The organism is Shewanella marinintestina (assembly GCF_023283845.1).
In the GTDB taxonomy this organism is placed as follows: domain Bacteria; phylum Pseudomonadota; class Gammaproteobacteria; order Enterobacterales; family Shewanellaceae; genus Shewanella; species Shewanella marinintestina.
In genome coordinates this window covers 106,298-118,597 of the sequence record NZ_JAKILC010000014.1, presented here as the reverse complement: position 1 = coordinate 118,597, position 12,300 = coordinate 106,298, and the positions used below count along the sequence as shown (strand labels likewise).

The following is a 12,300-nucleotide window of genomic DNA, read 5'->3' as shown; positions in this document are numbered from 1 at the left end:
GTTGTTGATCCTCAGTCATTTTCGAAAATCGCTATCGCCTCATATTCGCCATCCCTGGCTCACCTAAGGCTACCTCGTCATCCATGACTCGCTCACGCGCCTAATGTTTGTAAGAGTTCTTCAATGACTTCGGCAACTCCGATGGGAATTGGTGTTTTCTTTGACTTCTAAGTAAAACATTTAGATATTTTAGGTATTGAAATGGAGCCGAAAAACCTAAACATTACGCTTGTCTAACCCGTGTAGATACGGCTGAAGCCTTCGGTTTCAGGGATGAAACCGAAGAGCTCACAGGGATGTGCTTGCAGTGTGCTTCGGCAGTGTCTGCACATGCGCTGGCCGCAGGCCATTGGAACCACAGATAGTTGATTTAAGCTGGGCTTAAATACTATCCCAAGGTTCCATCATTTGACCTAGAAATGGAGTCTTACTCCATTAGCTTAAGCTGACTTTTACCAAACTCCGTAGCAAACGGCATGGCGTCTGTTGGGCTGAGGGTGAACTCATTCTCGCAGCCGCTGCCGTTGGGTGTTTCCCAAATCTCGATGCCTTTTGGGCTGAGTGTTAGGTAGAAATAGCCTGATCCATCAGAGTTATCACAATCCTCATAAACTTGCATATCGGCAAACAGCTTTTCGCGTAGAGCGTCTGGCAGTTGATGCTGCATTTCATCAAGAGGGGCGTCGCTTCTAAACCATTGCCATGGATTAAATCGCTTGCCATCACTCAGATCAAAACTGGTATAGGTGCGGCTTATGCCGCCAGCGCCATAACCTGCAGCCCAGCGGTAAAATCGTACGCTAAGCCAATGTTGGTTAATAAAATCAATTTCAGCTCCGGTTTCGTCTGCGATTGCTTGGCCGACTCGCGCTAGCATTCTGCGGCGGGTTTCAAAGGTTTCTTCAAGTTGAGTTTTGCTTGTTAGCTTCTGCTGTAACCATTGGTTAATTGTCGGTATGCCTGCTTGCTTACCTTTAAGCTCTAAACCGATTTCTGTGCTATAGGTCAGTTGACGATAGCTTATTGGGTTAGCGTTAGCTTTGTTAGAGTTGGCTTGCTGAGAGTCAGCATTGTCAAACGGCTGCCATTTTCCACGACGAAGCTTTGGTGTTGTTTCTAGCGGCAGGTTGTAGGCGTCGCTGCTGCAATCATTGATACCGTCAGGGCTGATTTGGCGTTCAAGCGTGATGGTTAATGATTTAGCTGGCTGATTTTGAGATTCTTCAGTCTTAAACCATTCTTTTTTGAACCAGCGGCCTGTTAGCTGTTGCTCGTTGATACTGTCAAACTGCCAGAAGCCGGTTTGCTTATCTTCTTGCCAGTGGTTATCGACTTGCTCGAGTCTAATTGGTGTTAAGTAACGCTGATAGTAATAACTGCCTGTACCGTATTCATTAAAACACACACGAATGTTGCTTTTGCCTAAGGTTCCCTGCCATACGCCAGTTAACTCATCATCGGCAAACACTGGTAAAGCTAAATTTGTGAGTAGGGCAAGCAAAATATAGGGCATGAATCGAGTATACATAGGGTAGTCTCTGAAAATGCCTGCAATAGGCGTCAATTAGGCTGAGTAATCGGTCTGAATTTTAAGCAATAGATTAGCGTTTTAGTGATTTAAAATCAAAGTGTTCCAAATTTACACAGTTGCTTGTGGTGATGACGTTCTATTTAGCGGCTTGCTGCTCAATGTGTGCGTGGATGCTCAAGCTTTGAGGTTTTTAAGTATGGAGCTGTTAAGCTTTATTTAGGCGGCTATTTAGTCATGGTAATAACGATAGGATATTGTTGATTAAATATATTTATATTTTGTTTATGCCTGTTTTAAATGAAAAAATACTAAGTAATAATAAAATTAGTTATATTAAATGCAATTTGTGTTTTTATATGGTTTGCCTTTGGTTAATGTTTGATTCAATTGTTTAATTCCTGTTCGTACAGTGACTGATTGTGTTGTTTATTATTTATTGGAGATTTATTTATTGTTAATATAGCGATGATTTATATTGGAATTATAACAGTATGAGTCATTCGATAATTAATTATAAATATGGATTACATAATGTTTAAGAAAATCGCTCCAGTATTGTTAGCTTTGTTAATGGTAGGCTGTGCTACACAGGGTAATAAAATTGACGAAGAGGCCATTAGCAAAGTTAAGAAAGGTCAAACAACTGAAGCTCAAGTAGTTAGTATGCTTGGCAAGCCGACTTCTTCAGGTTTCTCATCTGACGGCTCTAAAATGCTAACATTTAGCTACACTAACGCAAGTGCAAACCCTATTTCATTCATTCCATACGTGGGTATGCTGTTTTCTAGCACAGATGTTGAATCACAAATGCTATACATTACTTTAGATAAGAGCGGTAAAGTTGCTGATTATACTTATAGCAGCAGCGAATCTGAAATGAAGACTGGTTTACTATAAGTCTTATAAAGCTTTCCCCTCTAGTTACTTTTGAATTTTCATTAGTAACTAGAGGTTTTGTTAAATACATTTCAATGTCAAAAACACCTGCTTTTTATTTGTGAACCCCCTTCTAATACTAAGTCTTGACTATAAATATCATTGCGATATTTAATATTAAATACATCCGTAAAATACTAAGTTTAATTTAAGTGTTTGTTGTTTTATTAACATTGGTTTTGTATTGTTACTTATATTTAACTCTTGTGTCTTGCTCTGTTTTATTTCATATACATTCATATGGCTAACTACTTGTTCAAAGCAATTCTTAAAAATTGAATCTAGCTTAAGGAATTTCTTATATTTTACGAGTAGGATCCTGCGCCTGCTGTTTTGGCTGCTTGCTGAGGCTGTTAGTTAGCACTGAATATGATTTTTAAGAGGATTGCACTTGAGCACTTTGTTTTCACCTAGCCGTATTGGCAATATGACCCTGAAGAACCGTTTTGTACGCAGCGCTACCTGGGAAAACATGGCCACAGATACTGGCCATATGACCGATAAACTGTACGCGGTTTATGAAGAGCTGGCTAAAGGTGAGGTAGGGCTGATTGTTACAGGCTATGCCAACATTGTTGCCGAAGAAAAGCCTAATGCTGGCATGATGGGCATGTATGACGATTCTTTTATTGCTGAATACCAAAAGTTGACGAGCTTAGTCCATGATTATGATTCTAAAATCGTGATGCAACTGGCTTATGGTGGCACTAAGACTACTTATAACGTCGGTGAGAGAGTGATATTCGCTCCGAGCGCTATTGCTGAGCGTGGTACCCAAACTATGGGTAAGGCGATGACCAAAGCTGAGATTGATTATATTGTGCAGGCATTTGCTTTGGCGAGCCGCCGTGCAAAAGAGTCAGGCTTTGATGGCGTTGAGATCCATGCGGCGCACACTTATCTGATCAATCAATTTTTGAGCCCATATTACAACCAACGTCAAGATGAATACGGCGGCAGTCTTGAGAACCGTATGCGATTTTTGCTGGAGATCTATACTGCGATCCGTAAGTTGGTTGGCGATGACTATCCGATCTTAGTTAAGTTAACCGCCTCTGAGTTTTTCGATGGTGGCTTAACCTTCGATGACACGCGAGCTATCTGTAAAAAGCTGGAAGCGGTTGGCGTTGATGCGATTATTATCTCTGGCAACATTCATGGTAATGCTAATTCTGTAGTGGGTGAACAATTTGATGGTTATACCATTCAAAGTGAAGGTTACTTCCGTGAGTATGGTGCAGTTGTTAGCCAAGAGGTTGGAGTACCGATTATTACTGTTGGTGGTTTGGCCGATATTGCTGCCATTGACGAGATAGCGACTACCACCAATATTCAATATTTTGCTCTTTCACGACCACTTTTAGCTGAACCGCATTTAGTAAAGCGTTGGCAGGATGGTTGTAGTAAAGAAGTCGACTGCGAGCGCTGTTCAAAGTGTCGTACTAAACGTGGTAATTTCTGCGTGGTATATAAGAAGCGCTAAACAGTAGATAATGTTGATGCTAATTATGGCTAATTGGCGTCAACACCCCCTCCTGAGTTGAAAAGTATTAATTGCTAAACTCTGCAGGTAGTTTTGCTTGAGTATCTCCGCATAAGCAAACTATTAATTTCAGTTTTTCCATCATGAACTTGTTAATTATATTAGCTTCGACCTATATTTGAGTGAAATGCTTATTTATAGATGTTTAGCATAGGATTCTTCGTGGCTGTTATCGTTCCTACCTATCCTCATAGCGCGCTGTGTCTGGGTTTTGTTAACATTCGAGTGTTTATTGTTCAGTAGGTTTTAAGTGGTTAGGAGTATATGAGGACTGCGTCACAAATTGTGTTTATTCGCGACATAAGTTTGTCGACAGCAAGTTGAATTAACATTATTTTATCCTTAGTCCATATTAATCGTAATCTGGATAACTTTCGAGTGTTATAAGACTCACAAAAAAAACCGTTCACACACATAATTCATACTCTTTCTTTTAGTAGAAAACCCGTCTGACCCTTTCAGCACGGGGAGCAGTCTGTGGCGTGCACTTAATTAAATTTGTTTTTAGGTTGTTACGGACAATAAAAAATGAAAAAACACTTCGAGCTTATCGATAAGCCGACATTTTTCGGCGCAATAATGCTGCTTTGTGCAGTTGTGATCCCTTTGCTGATATTTCCAGACGAAGGAGCAAAGTGGATTGCAGTTGCTAAAACATTTATGACAGACAAGCTGGGCTTTGCATATTTAGGCCTAGGTTTGGCGGCATTCTTCTTCATGATCTATATCGTTTTTTCTGATATCGGTCAGATCAAATTAGGCGATCCTGATGAAAAGCCTGAATTCGCACTGGCGTCTTGGGCGGCAATGCTATTTTGTGGTGGTATCGGTGCCAGTATCCTTTACTGGGGTACCATTGAGTGGGCTTATTACTACCAAAACCCACCATTCCAGCTAGAAGCTGGCAGTGAAGAAGCGGTGCGCTGGGCAGCAACTTACGGTTTGTTCCACTGGGGACCAATCGCTTGGTGTATCTATATGATCCCAGCCATCCCAATTGCTTACTTCTTTTATGTACGTAAGCAGCCTGTACTTAAAGTATCTGCTGCGCTTATGCCTGTTATTGGCGAAGCCAATAGCTTCGGTAAGCTAGGCAAAGTAATTGATGTACTGTTTATCTTCGGTCTATTGGGCGGCGCGGCAACAACCTTAGGTTTGGCTGCACCACTGATTAACGAAGGTATTAGTTACCTGTTTGGTATTCCAGCATCGACAGGTAGCCAAATTGCGGTGTTAATGGTGTGTACCGCCATCTTTGCTTACTCATCTTATATGGGTATGGACAAAGGCATTAAGATTTTAAGTAACATTAACTTCTGGGGTGCGTTAGGTTTACTGCTATTTGTATTGGTTTGTGGCCCAACAATCTTCATGTTGGAAACAGGCTTAGACTCAATCGGCCGTATGTTGTCTAACTTCTTTGTTATGGCGACCTGGGCTGAGCCATTCGGTGGTATGGGTACCTTTGAAGATACTCACTTCCCACAAGATTGGACGATTTTCTACTGGGCATGGTGGTTAGTATTTGCGCCAAGTATGGGTCTATTCGTTGCACGTATTTCACGTGGTAGAACGATTAAGCAGATGGTGTCTGGTGCGGTATTCTTTGGCTCACTAGGCTGTTCAATGTACTTCATCATCTTGGGTAACTACGGTTTATCATTGCAGTTGTCTGGTGAGCTTGATGTGGTGAGTATTCTTAATGCAGAGGGCGCGACTCGTGCAATCTTCGCTATTTTAGAGACGTTACCGTTTAGTACGTTGATTATTGCCGTATTTACTTTGTTATGTGTGATTTTTACTGCGACAACATTTGACTCGATCTCTTATATTTTAGCGTCAGTTGTACAGACTAACGTGACTGAAGATCCAATGCGTTGGAACCGCTTATTCTGGGCATTTACCCTATCATTCATGCCATCGGCATTGATGTTTATGGGCGGCTTAGCAACATTGCAAACAGCGGCAATTGTGGGTGGTTTACCATTATTGATTATCGCGGTAATGCTAATGATCTCTGGCGTTAAAGCGGCGACGTTAGACTTAGCGCATCAAGATGATTACGTCGATCCTGTGATTAATATTTCAGATCTTCCTGATGTTGACCCTTGGAGCAAAGAAGGTCAGGCATTGGCTCGTTTTGAAGGGCTACGTGATAACGCGATTGAAGCTGCTGAGCTTGAGCGTGAAGCTAACGATGCTATCTGGATGCTTAAGAAGCAGTTACGTAAAGAAGCACTGTCACGCGGCGAATCGAGTATTGATTTGGGCGACGCGCCTGATGAGATCATCGAGCAGCTACGCCAGTTAACTGACGATTCAATGAAGGCTAAAGAGGCCAAACTTGCAGCGTCAGAGCTTGCACAAGAAGCGCGTGTAGCTTTTGATGCGCTAATGCGCAGCAAGGAAGAAGAAGAGGCATTATTAGCTCAAGAAGAAGTTAAGCTGGCTATTCAGGCACGCTTGAATACCCCTAGCTAATAGTAAAATTGCCGATTAATGCTTGAACATGGATTTTCAGGCATTAAGCGACAAACGCTAGATACAAAAAAGCCGCTGGTAAGCGGCTTTTTTATATTAATCATAAGGTTAGCGCATGGTAACAAACTCTTCTGCGCCAGTAGGATGAATCGCTACAACGGCATCGAAATCAGCCTTAGTTGCGCCCATCTTCATTGCCACACCAAAGCCTTGTAGAATTTCATCCATACCGTAACCGATACCGTGAATACCCACGACTTTTTGATCGTCGCCAGCACAAACTAGCTTCATCTTACAAGCTTGACGATGTGCAGTAACGGCTGTGTACATTGACGTGAAACCAGAGGTGTAAACCGTTACGTTTTCTTCGCCGTACTGCGCGATAGCTTCTGGCTGGGTCAGACCCATAGTGCCAATTGCTGGGTGGCTAAATACTACGGTTGGAATAAGGTTGTAATCCATCTTCGCATCAGTCATACCATTGAATAAGCGCTCTGACAGGAGACGGCCCGCTTTAACGGCAACAGGTGTTAGCTCAACGCCGCCAGCCATGATATCGCCAACACAGTAGATGCCAGCATCTGTGGTGTTTTGCTGCTCGTCGGTGATCACGTAGCCTTTAGCATCTAGCTCAACCTTAGTGTTTTCGAGACCAATGTTGCCCGTTGATGGATGACGACCAATTGCCCAAATTAAACAATCAACATCGTAGCTTTCGCCATTTTCAATCTTAAGGGTTAAGCTGCCATCGTCATTTTTGGTGACCGACTCTGGTGTGCTGTGAGTATGCAGAGTTGGGCCATCGGTAGCCATCGATTCCATTAATGCTTCGCTTAGCATAGGGTCAAAGTTACGCAGTGGTGCATGTTTACGTACAAATAGGTGGGTATCGCTACCTAGTGCTTGTAATACGCCAGCAACCTCAACAGCAATATAACCCGCGCCCACAACCGCTACCCGCTTTGGCTGTGCTTCTAAAGCAAAGAACCCGTCTGAATCGATGCCGTACTCAGCTCCGGGAATGTTTGGAATCGTTGCCGCGCCACCTGTGGCAATTAAGATGTTATCGGCAGTGTAGTGTTCGCCATTCACTTCAATAGTTTTACTATCGATAAAGCGGCCATAACCACGCACTAGCGTTACACCATTGCTTTCAAGACCACGGTCATATGAGCCGTGAATACGGTCGATATAGGCTTCGCGGCTAGCAACAAGCGTACTCCAGTCGAACTTATTAACGGTTACGTCAAAGCCATAATCTTTGGCATATAAGTGCATAGCTTCGGCAACCTGCGCACCGTACCACATTACTTTTTTCGGAACACAACCTACGTTTACACAAGTACCGCCAAGCTCTTTGGCTTCGATAAGCAATACTTTGGCACCGCGCATGGCAGCTCGGTTAGCTGATGCAATGCCGCCGCTTCCTGCGCCAAGACAGATATAATCAAAATGTTGAGCCATGTGTATCTCCAATAAAGTTGTGAACTGCTGAACAAAGGCAGATAAATAGGGCGCCTTTGAACTTATCATTATAATGAATACTAGCTTGAGCATTGATCTGCTCTTAGCTAGTTGAGCCTAACTGTATGAGCTTAACGAGCCCGCAGTTGCGGTTGATGCCTTGCAGTTAGAGACCCATTTTCAGCCTCAGGCAAATATATTTGCCGTATACCAATAAGACGTAGGTAGCTGTCAATAGACGAACTTCCATCGCCAAAAACTGTGATTGGCTTGTCGGTCAGCTCAAGAACAAGCCATTGTAGAGGGAATTTTTTAATCCAGCTAGCCCAATCAAGAATGAGTTAGATGAGTTTAAAAATACTGTATTAGCTTGCTTAGTAGACTATTAAATGGGGACGAATACATCTCGGTTCAAGTGTTTAATTACCGCCGTGAATTATCTTTTGCTTAATCACTGGTGTAACCGTTACTCTGCATCAAGGCTTGGCGAAATAGACCGAGATATTAGAGTATTTGTTGCACTGAGCTAGCCGCGAGATTGTTGCGAAGCATTAACGCCGATACTGACAAACTGCATGATCGGCTTGCTCTGGACCTTCTGCACCACATTTCATGCATTGCCATTCATCTTGGCGCATATCGAGCTCTTGCTGATAATGTTGATTACGCGAGTTTACTCCTGAGTCTAAGTTACGCTCAAGGGAAGTCATACGGGTGTTCAACCAGCGGCAACTGGGATTATTTGCCACAGAATCTCGGCTGGCGAGTTTTTGTTTGCGACTTTTTGCTTTGGTCTTTTGGTTAGTCGTTTTTTTGTTTGTAGGCTTTTGTGTTGATGATTTCTTAATAACAGGATTGCTAAAACGTAGATCTGTATGGGTTTTGTTGCTGGGCGTAATAGGTTGCCCCTTGTCATTCAAGATGCTGCCTAAAGGCAGAGATGTAGGCTCATTGGCTGATGTATTAAGGGGAATACACATCAATATGCAGGTAAGCAGCATGAGGTGGTATAGATATAACATTCCTTGTTCCTCGGTATGCAGAAAACAATCCGTGTTTTCTGCTTGGGTTTAGCGACTCTGCGTTTTCGAGTGCCAAATTACGATATTTGCCTAATTATAACGGATGACTAGAGATCTTGGATTAAAAGCTCCAGCTTAAGTGGATACCGGCATAAGTCTCGTCTAAGTCACCAACGGTACCGTTATTGCGAGCTTCAAGTTTGATATCTTCTTGGGCGATGGTTTGGCTAATATGGCCTGAAAGCACTAAATTATTAGGCAGTTGATATTCGGCTTCGACACCAAATTGAAAGTGGTTAGCACCATCGTGCTCTTCGGTAACATATTGAAAATCGAAACCTTGGGTGACGTATGGACTAACGGTAAACCCTGGAGCCAATTCCCAGTTACTGTGTAAGCTTACTTCGATAAAGTAACCAGCGGCTTCGGTCGAATAGGTGTAGCTTACAGAAGGGAGCAACCATTCTACAGCTGTGTACTCTAAGCTACTAAATAGCTCATTGTCGTGGGCGCGCTCGTCGCCGTAAAACTCAAGGCGTTGATAACCTACGCTACCGCTTAAATTTTCAGTTAGGTCAAAGCCATACTCAATACCAAAGTTCCATTCCGTATAGTGCTGGCTGTCGCCCCGACCGACAGTGGCATATACGTTGAGGTTGTCTTTTTGTATTGCGGCAGTGGCCCAATAGATGCCACCTTTATCTAAGTTATTACGGCCTTCTGAGATATATTTTGAATCCCAGCCTAAGTCGAATAATGCTTGAACTTGCTGGTTGTCATTATCAGCAGGTAATGTTTTAAGGATCTTAGTGCTATGAGAATCATCGATGTTAGGCGCTTCATCGGCAATTGCGGCTGAGCTCATTAGGAGTGCTGCTAAGGCTGTGCATTGATAGGTTTTTATCATGTCAGGACTCAAATATTGGCGAAAGAAATTGACCCTGTGCATACTAGTTTTTAATACGAGAATGTAAATGATAATGGCTCTTATTTGCGACCCGCTTTGCAATACCAAAAGTGTGCAAAGTTTGTGCGGTTAAAGTTTGATTTATATCATAGTAAATACGATTTCTTACTGCTAGAGCTTACATTCTTTACAAAGAATTATGGGTTAAATATTGAATAATCGCTGATTCGCCCTTATCTCTTACTTATCAACATAGAATGTTAAGGAATTATCGATGAGCAATCCTTTGCTAAACAGTGCCAAGCTTCCCCCTTTTTCAAGTATTCAACCTGAACATATTCAGCCTGCTGTTGAGCAAGGTATTGCTAATTGCCGCCAAAAAATTGAAGAGGTGTTAAAGCACCAAGGCCAATTTACTTGGGACAACCTTATTGCTCCACTTGAAGAGGTGGATGACGAGCTAGGTAAGATCTGGTCACCAATTTCGCATATGAACTCGGTAGTCAGCAGTGAAGAGTGGCGTCAGGCACACGATGCATGTTTACCTTTGTTGTCTGAGTACGGCACGTTTGTGGGCCAGCACCAAGGTTTGTATCAAGCATATAAGTCATTGGCTGAATCTGCTGAGTTTGCGACTTATTCGCAAGCTAAGACAAAGCTTATTGAAAACAGCCTACGTGATTTTGAATTGTCAGGTATTGGTCTAAGCGATAGTGACAAACTACGCTATGGCGAGTTAGTTAAGCGTATGTCTGAACTCACCAGCAACTTCTCTAATCAGTTACTTGATGCCACTCAAGCTTGGACTAAGTTAATTACCGATGAAACTGAGCTTGCTGGTTTACCAGAGTCTGCTGTAGCTGCCGCTAAAGCGATGGCAGAAGCAAAAGAATTAGATGGCTGGCTATTTACACTCGACTTCCCATCTTACTTGCCTGTTATGACTTACAGCGAAAACCGTGAACTGCGTGAAGAGTGCTACCGTGCATTTGTGACTCGTGCTTCTGATCAAGGTCCAAACGCCGGTGAGTTTGATAACGGTCCATTGATGGATGAGATTTTAGCTGTGCGCCACGAGCTGGCCAATCTACTTGGTTTTGACAGCTTTGCAGATAAGTCATTAGCAACCAAAATGGCAGAATCTCCAGCACAAGTTTTAGACTTTTTGACTGAGCTTGCTGCGCGCTCGAAGACACAAGGTGAAACCGAGCTGGCAGAACTTAAAGAGTTTGCTGCCAAAGAATGCGGGGTTAGCGAATTAGAATCGTGGGATCTGTCTTTTTATGCTGAAAAATTAAAGCATCATAGATATGAGATCTCACAAGAGATCCTGCGTCCATACTTCCCTGAGGACAAAGTGTTATCTGGTTTGTTCTATACGGTATCACGCCTGTTTGGCTTAACGGTTACCGAGCAAAAAGAGTTCGATACCTACCATAAAGATGTGCGTTTCTTTGATATTACCGACGCTAACAATGAGCATCGCGGCAGCTTCTACCTCGATTTATATGCTCGTGAAGGTAAGCGTGGTGGTGCTTGGATGGATGATTGCCGTGCTCGTCGCGCAACGGTTAACGGTTTGCAAGACCCAGTGGCTTACTTAACCTGTAACTTTAATGCTCCTGTGGCAGGTAAGCCTGCACTGTTTACCCATGACGAAGTGACCACACTATTCCATGAATTTGGCCATGGCATTCACCATATGCTGACTAAAATCGATGTGGGTGGCGTATCTGGCATCAGCGGTGTGCCTTGGGATGCTGTAGAGTTGCCAAGCCAGTTTATGGAAAACTGGTGCTATGAAGAAGAAGCGTTAGCGGAGATCTCAGGACACTACGAAACTGGTGAGCCTTTACCTAAGGCTCTACTAGACAAGATGCTAGCGGCGAAGAACTTCCAGTCAGGCATGATGATGTTACGTCAGCTTGAGTTCTCACTATTTGATTTTAAAATGCACCTTGAATATGACCCAGCTAAGGGCGCAGAGATCCAGCAAAAGCTTGACGAAGTTCGTGACCAAGTTGCGGTAATTAAGGCGGCTGAGTTTAATCGCTTCCAACACAGCTTTGCGCATATCTTTGCTGGTGGCTACGCGGCAGGTTACTACAGCTATAAGTGGGCTGAAGTGCTTTCTGCAGATGCTTTCTCACTGTTTGAAGAACAGGGCATATTCAATCGTGAAACTGGTCAACGTTTCTTAGAGAACATTTTAGAAATGGGTGGTAGTGAAGAACCTATGGAGCTATTTAAACGCTTCCGTGGTCGCGAACCACAAACCGATGCATTACTAAGACATAGCGGTATAACGGGCTAGCATAGACTGCTATCTATAATTGGAAAGGCGCCTTAGGCGCCTTTTTTGTTTGATCTGTTTCACACTTGTTATCTGGTATGACCTTTGTTAGCCTTTCGATTC

At 43.1% G+C, this 12,300-nt stretch carries 8 protein-coding genes; 4 read left to right on the top strand and 4 right to left on the bottom strand.

Annotated features, from left to right (window positions below):
- Positions 1-427 precede the first annotated feature (427 nt).
- Positions 428-1,528 carry a hypothetical protein gene (locus tag L2747_RS15205; RefSeq protein WP_248999865.1) on the bottom strand — a complete coding sequence of 367 codons (1,101 nt, stop codon included), beginning with the start codon at positions 1,526-1,528 and terminating at the stop codon, positions 428-430.
- Positions 1,529-2,062: 534 nt separating this feature from the next.
- Here L2747_RS15205 and bamE point away from each other — a divergent pair.
- The 3 genes from bamE (at position 2,063) to L2747_RS15190 (ending at position 6,491) form a co-directional block, all read left to right on the top strand.
- Positions 2,063-2,428 carry an outer membrane protein assembly factor BamE domain-containing protein gene (gene bamE, locus L2747_RS15200; protein ID WP_248999864.1) on the top strand — a complete coding sequence of 122 codons (366 nt, stop codon included), beginning with the start codon at positions 2,063-2,065 and terminating at the stop codon, positions 2,426-2,428.
- A 430-nt stretch (positions 2,429-2,858) separates the two neighbouring features.
- Positions 2,859-3,950, top strand: a complete 1,092-nt coding sequence (locus tag L2747_RS15195) for an NADH:flavin oxidoreductase (RefSeq protein ID WP_248999863.1) — start codon at positions 2,859-2,861, stop codon at positions 3,948-3,950.
- A 588-nt stretch (positions 3,951-4,538) separates the two neighbouring features.
- Positions 4,539-6,491, top strand: a complete 1,953-nt coding sequence (locus tag L2747_RS15190) for a BCCT family transporter (RefSeq protein WP_248999862.1) — start codon at positions 4,539-4,541, stop codon at positions 6,489-6,491.
- Between the two features lie 108 nt (positions 6,492-6,599).
- On the opposite strand, the gene gorA is transcribed toward L2747_RS15190, so the two are convergent.
- The 3 genes from gorA to L2747_RS15175 all read right to left on the bottom strand — a co-directional run bounded on the left by gorA (position 6,600) and on the right by L2747_RS15175 (position 9,884).
- Positions 6,600-7,955, bottom strand: a complete 1,356-nt coding sequence (gorA, locus tag L2747_RS15185; RefSeq protein ID WP_248999861.1) for a glutathione-disulfide reductase — start codon at positions 7,953-7,955, stop codon at positions 6,600-6,602.
- Positions 7,956-8,506: 551 nt separating this feature from the next.
- Entirely contained in the window at positions 8,507-8,977 is a 471-nt protein-coding gene (locus L2747_RS15180; RefSeq protein WP_248999860.1) for a hypothetical protein, read from the bottom strand.
- Positions 8,978-9,098: 121 nt separating this feature from the next.
- Positions 9,099-9,884, bottom strand: a complete 786-nt coding sequence (locus L2747_RS15175) for a hypothetical protein (protein ID WP_428848523.1) — start codon at positions 9,882-9,884, stop codon at positions 9,099-9,101.
- A gap of 274 nt (positions 9,885-10,158) precedes the next feature.
- Between L2747_RS15175 and prlC the strand changes: the two genes are divergently transcribed.
- On the top strand, positions 10,159-12,198 hold the full coding sequence (gene prlC / locus L2747_RS15170; protein ID WP_248999858.1) for an oligopeptidase A: 2,040 nt from the start codon (positions 10,159-10,161) through the stop codon (positions 12,196-12,198).
- Positions 12,199-12,300: the final 102 nt, after the last annotated feature.

Coding starts and splice junctions, on each gene's coding strand:
- L2747_RS15205 (WP_248999865.1), bottom strand. CDS start 1,528: ATGTATACTCGATTCATGCCCTATATTTTGCTTGCCCTACTCACAAAT.
- bamE (WP_248999864.1), top strand. CDS start 2,063: ATGTTTAAGAAAATCGCTCCAGTATTGTTAGCTTTGTTAATGGTAGGC.
- L2747_RS15190 (WP_248999862.1), top strand. CDS start 4,539: ATGAAAAAACACTTCGAGCTTATCGATAAGCCGACATTTTTCGGCGCA.
- gorA (WP_248999861.1), bottom strand. CDS start 7,955: ATGGCTCAACATTTTGATTATATCTGTCTTGGCGCAGGAAGCGGCGGC.
- L2747_RS15180 (WP_248999860.1), bottom strand. CDS start 8,977: ATGTTATATCTATACCACCTCATGCTGCTTACCTGCATATTGATGTGT.
- L2747_RS15175 (WP_428848523.1), bottom strand. CDS start 9,884: ATGATAAAAACCTATCAATGCACAGCCTTAGCAGCACTCCTAATGAGC.
- prlC (WP_248999858.1), top strand. CDS start 10,159: ATGAGCAATCCTTTGCTAAACAGTGCCAAGCTTCCCCCTTTTTCAAGT.